Here is a 15,409-nt window from a genome sequence, read left to right as displayed (position 1 = left end):
AGCGCACAGCTGCTGATCTTGGCATCCGCGCTAGACGCACCACGGGCGGCACCGAATACCCTGGCCACATGACCGGCCAGATACTGCAGCTCGCTGGGTGGCAGCTCGCCGCCCTGCTGCTGGCCACCCTTCTGCTGGGGGCCCTCGGCGGCGTCGGCGCGGTCATCCTGCGACAGCGCCGTCGTCCGCGCAGCCGCACCAGCCCCACCGCCAACGACGAAACAGGGCCGGGCCGCGCCGAGAAGCACTCGGCCCGCGTGCTCTCCCACGAGATCCGCACCCCGCTCACTCTGGTCAAGGGCGCGGCCGATCTGCTCGCCGAGGAGACTCCGGGTCCGTTGAACTCCACGCAGCGCTACTTCGTCGAGACGATCGTGGACAACACGTCGCTCGTGGTCAGCATGGCGGAGGATTTCCTGCTGGAGGCGCGTCTGGAGACCGGGGCACCGACGCTGGACCGTGCTGCGGTCGACATCCGGGCCCTAGTGCGGGAGACCGTGCTGGAGCTTCGGCGGATCAGGAACGCCACTCTTCATCTCGATAGTCGCGGGGAGCCTCTCGTGCTCGACGTGGACCGTGCGATGATCCGCCAGGTGCTGTGGAACCTGATCAACAATGCTGTCCGCCACGCCGGCCCCGACGCCGAGGTCACCGTCCGAGTGGACGCGACCACAGAGGGCGCCACCGTCACGGTGGCCGACGACGGCGAAGGCATGGATCCGCAGCAGCGTGAACAGCTGTTCTCACCCCACGTCAGCGGGCACGCCCAGGGCACCGGGCTGGGTATGGGCGTGATCCGGCAGATCGTGGGCGCCCATGGCGGCCGGGTCGTCATCGATTCGCTGGTGCGCCGCGGCACCCGCATCCTCGTGGTGCTGCCCTGGCCCTCACAGGAGGACACCCATGTCTGAACCCACGATGGGCTCCGCCAAGCAGGCTGCCTCCGCCACGCAGGCTGCCTCCGCCTCGCAGGCTCCGTTGGTGCTCGTCGTGGACGACGAGGAGCAGATGACCGCGATCATCTCCTTCGCGCTGGAGACCCAGGGGCTGCGAACCCTCATCGCCGCAGACGCCCGCTCGGCCCGCAAGCTCCTGGACACCGAGCCGATCGAGCTGGTCGTGCTCGACGTGATGCTCCCCGGGGAGAGCGGCATCGAATTGTGCCGGTCGCTGCGGGAAACCTCCGATGTCCCCGTCATCCTGCTCACCGCGCTCGGCGAGGTCGACGACCGCGTCGCCGGGCTCACCGCCGGGGCCGATGACTACCTCACCAAGCCCTTCAGCCCCCGCGAGCTCGCGCTGCGCGCCCAGGCCATTCTGCGGCGCGTCACCGGAGCAACGGGCGCCGGCGCGTCGAGCGTCGCTGGCCCAGCTGGTCCGGCCGGCCAGGTCCTGCGGTGCGGCCCTCTGCGCGTGGACCGCGCCGGTGGCAGCGCGACGTGGGACGGCATCGAGCTCGAGCTGCCGGAGACAGAGCTGCGGCTGCTCGGCCGTCTCGTCCAGGACGCTGGGCGTGCCGTACCTCTGCGCACGCTGCTCCAGGAGGTGTGGGGCACAAGCCGCACCGAGGGCGGGCGCGACATGGTGAAGTCGATGATCTACCGGCTGCGCCAGCAGATGCGCGCCCAGGGCGCCCCCGCCGACCTCATCGAGGCGGTTCGCGGCCAGGGATACCGGGTGCGGGTGCTGCCCTCCAGCCGTCCTCGCTGACTTCGTCACCAAGCGTCACCGAGCGCCACCCCACGGTTACCGCCGCCTCGGCAGGCTATGGGGGACGGACGCGCGCTGCCACAGCGCACCGGTCACGGGCGGACCCCGGGCCGCCTCTGCCGTTCGACCCCTCCCCCAATGACGAAGGAGAACGATGTCTGCCCCGACGAAGCGCAGCGGGTTCCTCTCTGCCCCACCGCCAAAGCCCCGACTGGATGAGGACGAGGTGAAGCGGGCCTACCCCCGCCGACGCGTCAACGTCTTCCTCGGCATCTTCCTCGGCTACGCCGGGTTCTACCTGATCCGGAACAACGTCTCCCTGGTGGCCCCACTCCTGATGGAGGACCAAGGGCTGAGCACGCTGGGAATCGGCCTGATCGCCAACGCCGTCCTGTTCGCCTACGGGCTCTCGAAGTTCTTCATGGCGACGGTCTCGGACCGCTCCAACGCCCGCTACTTCCTGCCTATCGGCCTCGCCCTGTCCGCACTGACGAACCTGACCGTGGCGTTCGTCCCTTGGGTCTCCGGCTCCATCGCGGCGTTCGCGACCGTCATGTTCATCAACGGCTGGTTCCAGGGCATGGGCTGGCCGGCTTCGGGTCGCATCCTGGTCCACTGGTTCTCGACCAACGAGCGCGGCTGGAAGACCTCCATCTGGAACACCGCGCACAACGTGGGCGCAGCCGGCCTCGGTGTGGCTGCGGCTGCGGCTCTGGCCTGGACGGCCGACGACTGGCGCGCCGCCTTCTGGTTCCCCGCGGTGATCGCACTGTTCGTTGCGGTGGGAGCATTCTTCCTGATCCGCGATACCCCCGAATCCGAGGGCCTGCCGCCCATCGAGGAGCATCGCAACGATCCGGCGAAGGTCGAGATCGACGAGGCCGATGAGCACCTGTCCATGTGGCAGTTCGTGCGCAAGCACGTGCTCACCAACCGCGTGATCGTCCTGCTGGCCGTCGCCAACGTGTTCGTCTACGCCCTGCGCTACGGCGTCCTGAACTGGATCACCGTCTACATGGCCGATGTGCGCGGCGCCGAGATCGAGGACGGCATCACCGGCTTCGTGACGTTCGAGCTCGCCGGCATCATCGGCACCCTCCTGTGCGGCTGGGTCTCGGACAAGGTCTTCCGCGGCTACCGCGCCGGCACCGGCATGCTGTTCATGTTCCTGACGGCTGTGGCTCTGGTCGCCTACTGGCAGGTCCCGGTCACCGCTCCGCTGTGGATCTCGATCGCCCTGGTCGCCGTCATCGGCGGGCTCATCTACGGCCCGGTGATGCTGATCGGGCTGCAGGCCATCGATCTCTCCCCGCGCCAGGTCGCCGGGACCGCAGCGGGCTTCACCGGCCTGTTCGGCTACCTGTTGGGCGCGACGCTCGCCTCCTCCGGTGTGGGCCTGATGGTCCACGCCTTCGGCTGGGACTTCGCGTTCGCGGTGCTGACCGGGTGCGCCCTGCTCGTCGTGGGGATCATGTGGGTGATCGGCAAGGACGAGAAGGTGCTGATGCAGGCGCGTGAGGACAGGCGGCTCGCCGCGGAATCGGCTGCGGCCGAGTCCCCGTCCCACGACTGACCCCTGTCCTACCCTCAAGGGATCATGTCTCGTTCCCGTCCCTCGCCGCGCACCCTGTGCTCGCTGGTGGTGCTCGCACTGCTGGCCCTCACGGGGTGCGCGGCGGGTAGCGGCGGGACCGGGAACAGCACTCTCGCCGTCCTCTGCTCCAACGACGCCGAGGTCTGCCGTGCCTGGGCGGAGGATTTCACGGTGCGCACCGGGCATGCGGTGACCACGGTGCGCCTGCCCACCTCAGAGGCACTCGAGCGGATCCGCCACGGTGAGGACCTGCCGGAGTTCGACGTCTGGCACGGGGGCGGATCCGAGATGTACGTCGAAGCCGCAGGCGAAGGCCTGCTCGCGCAGTACCGCTCGCCCGAGGCGGAAGGCATCCCCGCGACGTTCCGTGATCCCGAGGATCGCTGGAGCGGCGTGTACTCCTCGATGCTGGCCTTCTGCGTCGCCCCGCAGGCACTCGAGGCCCTCGGCGCCGAGGCCCCTCGCACCTGGGACGATCTGCTGGACCCGGCCCTGCACGGGCAGATCAGCACCGCGTCACCGCGGACCTCCGGCACCGCCTATACGGCGATGGCGCTGCAGATCGACCGGCTCGGCGAGGACGCCGGCCGTGACTATCTAGAGGCCCTGTACGGGCAGGTCCTGCAGTTCACCCGCTCCGGCACTGCCCCCGCCCAGGTGGTGGCACGCGGGGAGACCGCTGTGGCCATCACCTTCGCGCCCTACTGCGAAGCAGCCCGCGCCGAGGGCAGCGCGGTGGAGGTGGTCATGCCCGGCGATGGCACCGGCTACGAGGTCGGCGCCGTCGCTGTGCTGGCTGATGCCCCGCATCCCGAGCTCGCTCGCGAGTACATCGACTTCGCGCTCTCGGCCGACGGCCAGCAGTCCGGAGCCGCCAGTGGCATCAACCAGATCCCGACCCGCTCGAACCTGCCCGACAACCTCGCCGAGGTCCTCGCAGACGGCCGCTACCCGGTGATCGGCTCCTCGCTCGCCGAACGGGCTGCTCGCCGCGAGGGCCTGCTCGCCTGGTTCACCGAGGAGGTCGAGCGGTGACCGGCTACCGATCCCGGGCTGCCGCAGTGGCCGTCCTGCTCGTCACCGGAGCGGGGGCGGCGTTGGTCGTCGCATGGCCGCTGCTGCGGATGCTCGGCCAGGCGGTCTCCGCGCTGGGTGAGGGTGTTCCGGGGCTCGGGCGCACGGTGGCGATCTCTCTCGGGATCGCTCTCACGGTGACGGTGATCGGCGCCGTGCTGGCCTTCGCATTGGCGCTGACCGCCCGCACCCTTCCTCGACGATGGAGGCGCTTGTTGGACACCGTCATCGGCGCTCTGCTGCTGGTTCCTCCGTATACCGTCGCCGCCGCAGTGGTCGCCGCCGGCGGGCGGGGCGGACTGCTGACGGCGGTGCTGCCCGACGTCTATGGAACTGCTGGCATGACCATCGCGATGGTCATCGCGCACCTCCCCATCCCGTATCTGACGATCCGGATGGCGTGGCGTGAGGTCGACCCGCGGCTGGTCGAGATGGCGCGCGTCAATGGGGCGCGCGCCTCCGAGGTGATCCGCCTGGTGCTGCTGCCGCCGTTGCGCGCGCCGCTGGCGGTCGCCGCCGCGCTGCTGTTCGTCACCGCCTTGTCCGATCCCTCGATCCCTGCGGTGCTGCGCGGCCGGGTGCCGACCCTCGCGCACACCGCCTACATCGAGGTGATCGCCTGGGGCGGTCAGGGCACTGCCGCCCTCATCGCCCTCCTGCTGGCCCTGCCGATGCTGCCGGTGCTGCTGGTCCTGTGGCGACGCCACGACGAGGGAGAGCTGGTCGAGCGGTGGCTGGGCCGGGGGGCGAGCCCGACGCTGGTGCTGCCCCGCTCGCTCCTGGTGCACGCCTCCCGGATGCTGAGCGTCATCGTGCTCGCGGTGGTGCTGACGCTGGTGCTCGCCGCCGTGCTGACGATGCTCGGCTCCAGCGGATCGCTGCTGACGCCGACGATGCTCGCGGTGATCGCCACGACGGTGCGGTACGCGCTGGTGGCGCTGCTCATCGCGGTCCCGGTGGGGCTGGCGACGGCCTGGGCCTCGAGCCTCGGCGGCAGGCGCCTCGCCCGGGGCGCGGATTTCCTGCAGACGGCGCTGCTGCTGATGCCCGGCACCACTTTGGGCATCGCCTTCTTCCTGGCCTATGGGCTGGCCTCCCGCACGCCGCTGGGCGAGCTGCCGGCGCTGGTGGGAGGCGCGTCCCTCGCCTCCGGTTCGGTGGCGCTGCTGGCCGTGTTCGTGGCCCCTGCCGTACCGATGGTGCACCTCGCCGCCCGCGCCGGGCAGCGCCAGGTCCCGCTCGCCGTGCATGAGACCGCACGGGTGCTCGGCGCGGGTCGCCGGCGCATCGCCGCCCATCTGGTGCTGCCGCAGGCCGGCGCCCTGGTGGCCGCCACAGCTGCAGCGGTGGTGGCCCGCAACATCGTCTCTGTGGCCCCTGTCGTGTTCGTTTCCACTCCTGACGCCCCGATGGTGGCGTCCTTCGCCCTGGATCTGCTGGACCGTGCCGCCCTCGAGCAGACCTTCGCCCTGACCGGATTCATCGCCGTGCTCGCCGGGGCCGCGATCGCGCTGGTCGCCGCGGTGCCCACCGCAGCCCTCGCTGGGCGGGTGAATGCGCCATGACAGAACGCGCCGGGTTGTCGCTCGAGGGGGTGGCCGGGACCGACCTGTGGGTCCGTCCCGGGGAGATGGTCGCCCTGATCGGACCGTCGGGATCGGGCAAGACGACGCTGCTGCGGCGCGTCGCCGGCCTGGAGCCGCTTCCTGCGGGCACGGTCCGCATCGGCGGTCGGGACATGGAGCGGGTGCCCGTGGAGCGCCGACCAGCGACCATGCTGTTCGAGACACCGGTCCTGTTTCCCCAGCTCACGGTCACGCAGAACATTGCGTTCGCCCTGGAGCGAGGGCGCGGCGACGCGAGAGCCGCCGACGAGCTCGACGTGGCGCTGACCTCCTTGGACCTGCGCACCCTCGCCGATCGCTTCCCGCACCAGCTCTCCGCTGGGCAGCGCCAGCGGGTCGCCCTGGCCCGGGCTCTGGTGCGCCGGCCCGAGGTGATGCTGTTCGACGAGCCGCTCGCGCACGTGGACCCGGCCGCTCGCGCGGGGCTGCTGCGCGAGATCTCTCGGATCCACCGACGGATGGGCAGCGCCTCCCTTTTCGTGACGCACGATTGGGCCGACGCCCTCGCCGTCGCCGACCGCATCGCGGTCATGCGCAAGGGGACGATCGTCCAGGTGGACACGCCGCGGGAGGTCTACTCCCACCCGGTGAGCGCCTGGGTCGCGACCCGAGTGGGCGTGCCCAACTTCCTGTCCACTCAGGTCGAGGCCGTGGACGACGACCTTGACGACAGACCGGGCGCGCACCGGGTGCGTGTGAGCGTGCTGGGCACCCAGTGGGACGTCCCGGCGGCCCCTGGGCTGAGCAGAGTCGGCGACACCTGCATCGTGCTCGGGCATCCCCATGCCTTCACGATCAACCCGGTTGCCGAGCGACGGGAGGTCGACCCCCGGCTGGGCCGCGTGCTCTCGACGACCTTCGGTGGTGACCACGTCGATCACGACGTCGAGACCGACGCGGGCACGCTGGTGGTCCGCAAGCCGCTGGGCCCGACCGACGAGCCCTGGCCGACGGGAACCGTGGTCGAGGTGGGGCTCGTGCCGGAGGCGGTGTGGGCGGTGGCGGACTGACCTTCTGGAACGGCACCCCGCAGCGCACGATCACGTTCGCGTGCGGGGTGGTCTCCCACGCGCACATTACGAGCCGCGGTTGCCGCATCAGCTGCGTGAAAACCTCATGATGGTGACGTTCTTGATCGTGCCGTCTTCTCCGTCTGGTCGTCCCACAACAAAGACATCGTCAAGTTACACACATTTGCTAGACGTGCAGCTCGCGCCGCCGGCTCCGGGCTCGCGGGCCAGGCCCTTGACCGTGTTCCGGGAACATCCTGTCCACTGGATCTGCCGCACCCGCACCGCACCCGCACCGCGCCGACCACTGCGAGGAACCCCCACCCGGAAACGCCCCGCACGATCGCGCACCATCCCAGGAGGAACCGCATGAGCAGGAATCCCCTCAATGCCCGTGACCGCGCCGAGCAGATCATTCGCGGCATCGGCCCTGACGCCCAGGACCACGACGCAGTCGCCGCCGACATCGCCCGCTCCACCGACTCCCCCGCGCCTCGACAGCTCGACGCCGGATGCATCCGCTCCGCCTACGAGGCGATCGGCGAGGCCGGCGAGCGCGCCGACACCGCGGACGATGCGGTGCTGGTCTTGCTGCGCTCCGGCGCCCGGGCCGCCGCCGACGCGGCCCGGGTGGCCGACGAGATCGGTGCCGGCCCGGGCGACGCACTCCGTGCCGCCGCCCGCGCCTGGACCCCGCACCAAGCACCGGCCCCAACTATTGACTACGCAGTCACACTCGGCCTACGCTCCCATCTCAACAGCGTCGACGCCCACCAAGGGAGGTGCCCGTGCCACGCAGTCCCTCGACCCGTTCTGCACGCCGCGCCGTCTCGATGACGGACGTCGCGGCGCACGCCCAGGTCTCCCAGAAAACGGTCTCTCGAGTAGTGAACGGCGAGCCGTACGTCCGTGAGGAAGTGCGCCTGCGGGTGCAGAGCGCCATCAAGGAACTCGACTTCCGGCCGAACGCGGCAGCACGTTCGCTCGTTACCCGCCGTACCCGGCGGATCGGTGTCGTCGCACTGGGGACGGCGTTCCACGGGCCGACGTCCGCGCTTGCTGCGCTCGAGTCGGTGGCACGGGCAGATGGCTACTCGCTCAGCGTCCACCGCACTGACTCCACCGATCGGGACGAGATCCAGTCCGCCGTGGACACGTTGCTGAACGAGGGTGCCGAAGGGATCGTGCTCTCCGAGCCGAAGCAGCTCGAGGGCCCTCCCCTGCAGATCCGCGCCGACGTCGCGGTGCTGACCCTCGGCGCACGCGGTCTCACGGACCGCGAGGATGAACTCGTGGTCGGCGCGGATGAGGAGTCGGGCGGGCACCTCGCCACCGAGCACCTGCTGGCCCTCGGCCACCAGACCGTGCACCACATCGCGGGCCCCGAGGCGTGGGTATCGAGCCAGTTGCGCGAGCAGGGGTGGGCGTCCGCTCTCCGTGAGCAGGGTGCGAAGTTCCACGAAGCCGTCGCCGGGGACTGGACTCCCCGCAGCGGCTTCGAGGCGATGACGCAGCTGCTGAAGGGAGACATCCTCCCCACCGCTGTCTTCGTCGCCAATGACCAGATGGCGATCGGTGCCATCTCCGCCATCGCCGGCCAGGGCCTCACGGTTCCGGGAGACATCAGCATGGTCGGCTTCGACGACATCGACGTCGCCGAGTTCCAGCCTACGCCGCTCACGACTCTGCGGCAGGAATTCTCCCTCGCCGCGCTTCGCGGCATGAACGCGCTCATCCAGACGATCGACGGCACCGTGCCGGAGAACGTCCGCCATCTGGTGCCGCTCTCGTTCGTGAACCGATCGACGACGGCCCCTCCACCCCGCTCCGGGACGACCAACCCCTGGTAGCCCCAGTTCGTCGCCACTTCCCACCCTCGGAGTCGGCGCCGGAGCACGACACCCGCCACCACCCCCGGGCGGCTATCTGTACCCCCATATGACAGCGCAGTCAGGAGTGCATCACATGTCCCATTCCAGAAACAGGATCCGTCCATCTCGGCGGGCCCTGCCTATCCCGTCCGCTTCCCCGCCGACGTCCGGTGTGCGCCGCCGCGATCTGCTGCGCTCCGGCGCAGCCCTTACCGCAGGCATCGGCCTCACCGGGGCGCTCAGCGCCTGCGGAAGCAGCAGCTCCGGCGCGCCGATCGATTCCGGCGAGGTTCCTCTTTCTCTCTGGACCCACGACGACGGATACATCAAGTTCTTCACCGAGGCGATCCCGCTGGCCGAGGAGAACTCGGACTTCACCTATGACGTCACCATCACCAAGAGCGGCGCGTCGGATCTCGTCACCAAGCTCATCGCCCAGGCGGTCGCCGGCACCGGCACCCCGGACGTCGCGGGCCTCGAGATCGGCGCCTTCGCCCGCATGCTGCGAGGGGACATCGCCTCCGAGCTCCTCGCCGACCTGACTCCAGATGTCGAGCCGTTCAAGGACGACCTGATCGCAGCCCGACTCACGCCGTTCAGCAAGGACGGCGCGCTCTACGCTCTCGATTCCGACACCCCGGTCACCGTGCTCTATCACCGCACGGATGAGTTCGCTCGGCTCGGCATCGACCCGGAGTTCGGCACCTGGGAGAACTTCGCGGACGTAGGCCGCAAGCTGGCCGAGACCGATGAGCTCTCCCTCGGCGCCATCGCCGTGAACGACCCCGGCGGAACTGTCCAGTGCTTCCACATCCATCTGCTGCAGCGCGGAGGAGACCTCTTCGACGCCGACGGCAATCCCACGCTGCAGACCCCGGAGGCGGAGGAGACCCTCGCGTTCCTCGTGGACGGCGTGCAGAGCGGCTTCCTCGCCACCGTCGCGGACATGTACGGCCCCAGCATCCAGAGCGGGTTGAAGGCCGGGAAGATCCTCGCGGTCAACATGCCGTCCTGGTACTCCAGTTACGGCATCCAACCCAACGTGCCCGAGCAATCGGGCCAGTGGAGGGTCGCCGCCGTGCCCGTCTTCGAGGGCGGCGGGCACCGGACCGGCGTCGGCGGCGGCACGGGGTTCGCAGCGCTGCGAGACAAGCCCTCCTCAGCGGCCGCACGGAACCTCGTGGTGAGCACCTACCTCGATCCCGCCCAGCAGGTGAAGCGGTACAAGGACATGGGATACCTCCCCACGCTCCGCTCGGTCTACGACGATCCGGAACTGCTCTCGCTGGAGAACGAGTACTTCGGCGGACAGAAGCTCTTCGAGATCTTCCGCGACGTCATCGATGACGTTCCCGAGGTCCACCAGAGCGCCGACACCTCGATCATGAACACGGTGCTGTCCGGGCACGTGCTGCGTGCCTTCAAGGGTGACGTGAGCCCCGCCCAGGCGCTCGCCGACGCCACCGACGACTTCCTCGGCCAAGCGAAGGGCTGACGCCATGACGACTTCTGACTCCTCGACCATCTCCGGCACGGTCTCGGCCCTGCTCCGGACTCCCCAACGGCCGGGCTCCGCTCGCGGATCGGCACGGCCCGCAGGCCGTCGCCGGCAATCTCTGCGAGGCGGCGCCGCTCCTTACGCATTCATCGCCCCGTTCTACATCCTGTACGTGTTCTTCATGATCATCCCGATCGGTGCGGCGATCTACCTCAGCCTCACCGAATGGGTCGGCCTGGGAACCCCTCAGTTCGTCGGCGCCCGCAATTACGTGAACCTCGCGACCGACTCGAGCTTCGCGACCGCACTCACCAACTCGCTCATCTACACGCTGATCGCCGTCCTGGTGGTCGTGCCCTGTGCACTGCTGATCGCGCAGGCGCTGAACACGAAGGGGCTGAAGTTCCGGGATCTGTTCCGGGTGGCGTTCTTCGTGCCGATGGTCCTGTCCCCGATCGTCATCGCGCTGATCTACAGCCTGATCTTCGATCGCGACTACGGTCTGCTGAACTCCACGCTGAATGCAGTCTTCGGCCTGCCGCACGTGGACTGGCTCGGGGATCCGACGATCGCCAAGGGCGCGATCGGCTTCGTGCTGCTGTGGCGGACCGTCGGGTATCTGACGATCTTCTTCCTCGCCGCGCTCCAGAACGTCCCCTCGGAGCAGTACGAGGCGGCCGCCCTGGATGGCGCCGGACGGATCCGCACCTTCTTCGCGGTGACGATCCCCGGCATCAAACCGATCTCCGCCTTCGTCATCGTCACGTCGTTCATCGGTGCCGCGCAGCTGTTCGACGAGCCGTACCTGCTCACCAAGGGCGGCCCCGGCGAGGCGACCATCTCGGTCGCGATGTTCATCTACCGCGCCGCCTTCGAGCGCCAGCAGTTCGGCTACGCCGCCGCCGCGGGCGTGGTCCTGTTCGTCATCGTCTTCGCAGTCAGCCAGGGCCTGAACCGGCTCCTCGGCATCGGGAGGGACTCATGAGCACCAGCACCAGTACTCGCACCACAGCCACATCATCGGCGACTCCAGCGGGCGGTCCGCGGCGCCAGGGTGCCGCGCCTGCACGCATGCGACGGGGCCTGCTCTACCTCACCCTGATCGCCCTGCTCGTCGTGTTCATCCTGCCGATGGTGTGGGCGCTCAGCGGATCGTTCAAGCAGCGTGGGGACATCTTCGCCACGCCGCCCAGTCTGATCCCCAACCCAGCCACGTTGGAGAACTATCAGAACCTCCTCACCACGCAGCCGTTCTGGTCCTGGTTCGGGATCAGCATCGGCACCTCGGGCATCGCCACCGTGGTCTCCGTGTTCGTGTGTGCGATGGCCGGCTACGGTTTCGCGAAGTTCCGCTTCCGGGGCAAGCGGATCCTTTTCGCCATCATGTTCAGCTCGCTCTCGGTCCCTTTCGCGGTGATCCTGATCCCGTTGTTCATCCTCGTGGTGAAGAGCGGCCTGGCGAACCCGTGGTTCGCGCTGATCGTGCCGTGGGTGGCTCCGGCCTTCGGCATCTTCATGATGCAGCAGTTCATCGTGCAGGCCATCCCGGATGAGCTCCTGGAATCCGCCCGCATCGACGGTTCCAGCGAGTTCGGCACCTTCCGTCGGGTGGTGCTGCCGCTGCTGCGCCCCTCCCTGGGAGCGCTCGCGGTATGGAGCTTCCTGCAGAGCTACAACAGCTTCATGTGGCCGTTGGTGATCATCTCCAACTCCCAGCAGTACACGTTGCCGCTGGGTCTGAACATCCTCTACGCCTCCGAGAACCGAAGCTACGACCTCGTCCTCGCCGGCGCGGTCCTCGCCTCGATCCCCACGATCCTCGTGTTCATCCTGCTGCGGAAGCAGCTGCTCGAGGGGCTCGTGGCCGGGGCGGTGAAGGGATGACCCGACCTCCCTCCGACCCTCAACGGGATGCGAGCCCGTCTCGCCCCACTACCGATGACTCCGCACACCGGCTCCGAAAGGACCCCATGTCCAGCCCACAGCCCCGCAATACCCTCCCCGACCACGTGCTCTTCGGCGCCGCGTACTACCACGAGTACCAGCCCACCCCTCGACTCGAGACCGACATGCGCCAGATGCGCGAGGCCGGGTTCACCGTGATCCGCGTGGGCGAATCCGTGTGGTCCACGTGGGAGCCGGAGGACGGCTTCTTCGATCTTGAATGGCTCGCGCCGGTGCTCGATGCAGCTCACGAGAACGGCATCGCGGTCATCCTGGGCACTCCCACCTACGCGGCCCCGATGTGGCTGGCCCGGCAGGTGCCCGAGATCAACGTGGAGCGCACGACGGGTCAGCGCATGGGCTGGGGCGTGCGGCAGGAGATCAACTACGCCCACCCTGCGTTCCTGTTCCACGCCGAACGCCTGATCCGCAGGATCATCGCCCGCTACGCGGATCACCCTGCGGTGATCGGCTACCAGGTGGACAACGAGCCCGGCAACGAGATCTTCGCGAACGATCAGGTGTTCCAGAAGTTCGTGGATCTCCTGCGCCGTACCTACGGAAGCGTCGAGGACCTCAACCGCGAATGGGGCCTCACCTATTGGTCGCACCGACTCAGCGACTGGGCGGACCTCTGGCGCCCCGACGCCAATGCCCAGCCGCAGTACACGCTCGCCTGGCGCCGCTTCCAGGCGGACATCACCACGGGGTTCATCAGCTGGCAGGCCGACGTGGTGCGCGAGTACTCCCGCGAGGACCAGTTCGTCACCACCTGCATCTCCTACGACCGGCCGACGCTCGACGAGCACGCAGTCGCGAAGGACCTCGACGTCACCGCCGGAAACCCCTACTACCGGATGCAGGACTCATTCGAGCTGCCGAACACCACCCAGGATGCCCAGTTCTGGACCACCACCGGGGTGTGGTCGCTGATCACGCACGCCGACCGCATGTACGGCACGAAGCAGGCGCCGTTCCTGGTCACCGAGACGAACGCCCAGGCGATCGGCTTCACGTGGATGAACGAGCCCGCCTACGACGGGCAGTGGCGCCAGGCCGCCTGGGCCCTCATCTCCCGCGGTGCGGCGATGATCGAGTACTGGCACTGGCACACCCTGCACGCCGGCGCGGAGACATACTGGGGCGGGGTCATCCCGCACAGCCAGGAGCCGGGCCGCGTGTACCGGGAGCTCGCCCAGATCGGGGAAGAGCTGAAGGCGGCGGGCTCTACCGTCACCGGCCTCACTCCTCATGCGGACGTGGCGCTGCTGTTCGATAACGCCAGCAAGTGGTCGCTCGCGGAGTTCCCGGCCCTCGCGAAGGACGGCGGCCCGGATCGTCGCTCGTACCAGACCGTGTACGAGGCGTTCTCCCGCGGGGTGTTCGAGGCCGGGCTGCAGGCGAACGCTGTGCACATGGCGCAGCTGCGAGAACAGGCGCCGGCGAAGTTCGCGGCGAAGCGGCCAGTGCTGGTCGCGGCCGCGTTCACGATCGCGGCCGACGAGGACCTGTCGTGGCTGCGCGAGTACGCGAACGCCGGCGGGCACCTGGTGGTGGGGATCCGCACCGGCTATGAGGACCAGGAAGCCCGGGCGCGGCTCGAGCGGAAGCCTGCGCTGCTCGACGAGGCGGCGGGGGTCTGGTACGACGAGTTCAGCAACCTGCGGGCGCCATTGCCGCTCGAGTCCGACGGAGCGGTTAAGGGATTTGAACTGCCGGCCGGCGCCACGGGCACGTTGTGGACCGACGGGTTGCAGACCACCGACGCGGGTACGACGGTGCTGGCCCGGTACGAGCATCCGCACTATGGCCGCTGGCCCGCGATCACCACACGTGAGGCCGGTGCCGGGCGGATCACCTATGTGGGAACGGTGCCTGATCCCGCAGCGTCGGCAGCACTCATGAAGTGGGCTGTGGCGATTGGAGCGGGGGCTCCGGCCTGGACGCGGGACACGGAGTCTCAGACCGTCTCGACCTCGACGAACGGAGCTGGTGAGCGGGTCCACGTTGTCCACAACTGGTCGTGGGAACCGAGCGTGTTCACGCTGCCCGGGGCGGTGACGGACATTCTCAGCGGTGCGTCACTGGCGGAAGGCGCCGAGTTGGAACTTGATTCGTGGGACGTGCGGGTAGTGGTCCAGCGCCACTGACCCCTCAAAGTGCCCGGGACGGTAGATGCGTCCCGGGCCTCTCGCCTCCGCACAGGCGCCGACAACATCACGCCCCGCAACAGCTAGTTCTCCCAGTCGTCCGAGCCCGGACCGTCCGCAGATCGCGGAACCGGGGGCCGTACCTCGATGCGCGCGAGCCACTCGGCTTCTGCCTCGGAGCTGCGAATCATGTTGAGCGTGACTTCGGCGCTCAACGCGTTTCCCGTCACCTTCGCGCGTGCCACAGCTACGAGTCCACGATGCTCGATGAGCTTCACCAGGGGCAGCACCTTCTCCGCCGTAGCTTTGGACAGTATTCCCACCGCTTCGCCGTTGATCCGCACCTCGACGGTCTCAAATGATGACCGCGGCCGTACCTCATGGATCGCGTGCAAGGTGGCGGAGTAGTTGACCGGCGCTTCTCCGGTCAGGCCACCGAGAACATCCATGTGCCGGCGTTCCTCGGTGACTTGAATCGACCGCCCCGCGGGGATCAGCACGATCTCCCCCGACGGCACGTCATTGGCGGGAAGAAGCTGATCGGGCTCGGGAAGCTCCAGACCGACCTCGGCGGCCCAACGGTTCTTCCGCCGGTCGAATCGACCGGTGACCCGAGCACGCATCGTCAGGTAACGCCCGCTCTCCGCCATCGACTTCAGCACTGGCGCGTACCTGGACGAGTTTCCGCTGGCGAGGTAGCCCGCATGGTGGCCGTCGATCCATACTGCAACGGCGTTTCCGGAGCTGTGGGGATTATGGGGGTCAGGATAGAGCGCAGCGATCTGATCGAAGTTGCTGAAGGTGCCGTCCTTCGGCAAGCCGTCGAAGATTCGCTCGTAGGACTCCGGCTGGTAGTACTCCCCCACGACCTCCGTGAGAGTGCTCGAGCGGCTCCACGGGGCAACTCCTTCCCCTTGCGGGACCGGGGGTACA

13 protein-coding genes are annotated in these 15,409 nt (G+C 68.6%); 12 read left to right on the top strand and 1 reads right to left on the bottom strand.

Features of this window, described 5'->3' with window-relative positions:
* The first annotated feature begins 68 nt into the window (after positions 1-68).
* The 12 genes from ACTH43_RS04550 to ACTH43_RS04495 all read left to right on the top strand — a co-directional run bounded on the left by ACTH43_RS04550 (position 69) and on the right by ACTH43_RS04495 (position 14,476).
* Positions 69-911, top strand: a complete 843-nt coding sequence (locus tag ACTH43_RS04550) for a sensor histidine kinase (protein ID WP_441443735.1) — start codon at positions 69-71, stop codon at positions 909-911.
* Positions 904-1,710, top strand: a complete 807-nt coding sequence (locus tag ACTH43_RS04545) for a response regulator transcription factor (protein WP_441443734.1) — start codon at positions 904-906, stop codon at positions 1,708-1,710. The genes ACTH43_RS04550 and ACTH43_RS04545 overlap by 8 nt, the downstream gene beginning before the upstream one ends.
* Before the next feature lie 154 nt (positions 1,711-1,864).
* A complete protein-coding gene (locus tag ACTH43_RS04540) occupies positions 1,865-3,283 on the top strand; it encodes an MFS transporter (protein WP_441443733.1) in 1,419 nt (472 codons plus the stop codon).
* A 24-nt stretch (positions 3,284-3,307) separates the two neighbouring features.
* Positions 3,308-4,339: an ABC transporter substrate-binding protein gene (locus ACTH43_RS04535; RefSeq protein ID WP_441443732.1), complete on the top strand. Its 1,032-nt coding sequence runs from the start codon at positions 3,308-3,310 to the stop codon at positions 4,337-4,339.
* Entirely contained in the window at positions 4,336-5,943 is a 1,608-nt protein-coding gene (locus ACTH43_RS04530; protein ID WP_441443731.1) for an ABC transporter permease, read from the top strand. The genes ACTH43_RS04535 and ACTH43_RS04530 overlap by 4 nt, the downstream gene beginning before the upstream one ends.
* Positions 5,940-7,013 carry an ABC transporter ATP-binding protein gene (locus ACTH43_RS04525; RefSeq protein WP_441443730.1) on the top strand — a complete coding sequence of 358 codons (1,074 nt, stop codon included), beginning with the start codon at positions 5,940-5,942 and terminating at the stop codon, positions 7,011-7,013. Before ACTH43_RS04530 ends, ACTH43_RS04525 begins: the two co-directional genes overlap by 4 nt.
* A 369-nt stretch (positions 7,014-7,382) precedes the next feature.
* Positions 7,383-7,850, top strand: a complete 468-nt coding sequence (locus ACTH43_RS04520) for a hypothetical protein (protein ID WP_441443729.1) — start codon at positions 7,383-7,385, stop codon at positions 7,848-7,850.
* The gene (locus ACTH43_RS04515) at positions 7,802-8,863 is read left to right on the top strand and encodes a LacI family DNA-binding transcriptional regulator (RefSeq protein WP_441443728.1); all 1,062 of its coding nucleotides are present in this window, start codon (positions 7,802-7,804) and stop codon (positions 8,861-8,863) included. The genes ACTH43_RS04520 and ACTH43_RS04515 overlap by 49 nt, the downstream gene beginning before the upstream one ends.
* Before the next feature lie 115 nt (positions 8,864-8,978).
* Complete coding sequence (locus ACTH43_RS04510) at positions 8,979-10,379, top strand: ABC transporter substrate-binding protein (protein WP_441443727.1); 1,401 nt, start codon at positions 8,979-8,981, stop codon at positions 10,377-10,379.
* A gap of 4 nt (positions 10,380-10,383) precedes the next feature.
* Positions 10,384-11,367, top strand: coding sequence for a carbohydrate ABC transporter permease (locus ACTH43_RS04505; protein ID WP_441443726.1), 984 nt, complete (start codon positions 10,384-10,386; stop codon positions 11,365-11,367).
* Positions 11,368-11,453: 86 nt separating this feature from the next.
* Positions 11,454-12,266 carry a carbohydrate ABC transporter permease gene (locus tag ACTH43_RS04500; RefSeq protein ID WP_441443725.1) on the top strand — a complete coding sequence of 271 codons (813 nt, stop codon included), beginning with the start codon at positions 11,454-11,456 and terminating at the stop codon, positions 12,264-12,266.
* Between the two features lie 86 nt (positions 12,267-12,352).
* Positions 12,353-14,476: a beta-galactosidase gene (locus tag ACTH43_RS04495; RefSeq protein ID WP_441443724.1), complete on the top strand. Its 2,124-nt coding sequence runs from the start codon at positions 12,353-12,355 to the stop codon at positions 14,474-14,476.
* Between the two features lie 83 nt (positions 14,477-14,559).
* Here ACTH43_RS04495 and ACTH43_RS04490 read toward each other — a convergent pair whose 3' ends face one another.
* Entirely contained in the window at positions 14,560-15,342 is a 783-nt protein-coding gene (locus ACTH43_RS04490) for a hypothetical protein (RefSeq protein ID WP_441443822.1), read from the bottom strand.
* Positions 15,343-15,409 lie beyond the last annotated feature (67 nt).

The sequence above is a fragment of the Brachybacterium sp. genome, from assembly GCF_052095815.1.
Taxonomy (GTDB): Bacteria; Actinomycetota; Actinomycetes; order Actinomycetales; family Dermabacteraceae; genus Brachybacterium.
The sequence above is the reverse complement of the archived record's forward strand: the minus strand, read 5'-3'. Positions and strand labels throughout refer to the sequence as shown.

Excerpts from the sequence above, each read along its gene's own strand:
- ACTH43_RS04550 (WP_441443735.1), top strand. The coding sequence starts at position 69 with ATGACCGGCCAGATACTGCAGCTCGCTGGGTGGCAGCTCGCCGCCCTG.
- ACTH43_RS04545 (WP_441443734.1), top strand. The coding sequence starts at position 904 with ATGTCTGAACCCACGATGGGCTCCGCCAAGCAGGCTGCCTCCGCCACG.
- ACTH43_RS04540 (WP_441443733.1), top strand. The coding sequence starts at position 1,865 with ATGTCTGCCCCGACGAAGCGCAGCGGGTTCCTCTCTGCCCCACCGCCA.
- ACTH43_RS04535 (WP_441443732.1), top strand. The coding sequence starts at position 3,308 with ATGTCTCGTTCCCGTCCCTCGCCGCGCACCCTGTGCTCGCTGGTGGTG.
- ACTH43_RS04525 (WP_441443730.1), top strand. The coding sequence starts at position 5,940 with ATGACAGAACGCGCCGGGTTGTCGCTCGAGGGGGTGGCCGGGACCGAC.
- ACTH43_RS04520 (WP_441443729.1), top strand. The coding sequence starts at position 7,383 with ATGAGCAGGAATCCCCTCAATGCCCGTGACCGCGCCGAGCAGATCATT.
- ACTH43_RS04510 (WP_441443727.1), top strand. The coding sequence starts at position 8,979 with ATGTCCCATTCCAGAAACAGGATCCGTCCATCTCGGCGGGCCCTGCCT.
- ACTH43_RS04505 (WP_441443726.1), top strand. The coding sequence starts at position 10,384 with ATGACGACTTCTGACTCCTCGACCATCTCCGGCACGGTCTCGGCCCTG.
- ACTH43_RS04500 (WP_441443725.1), top strand. The coding sequence starts at position 11,454 with ATGCGACGGGGCCTGCTCTACCTCACCCTGATCGCCCTGCTCGTCGTG.
- ACTH43_RS04495 (WP_441443724.1), top strand. The coding sequence starts at position 12,353 with ATGTCCAGCCCACAGCCCCGCAATACCCTCCCCGACCACGTGCTCTTC.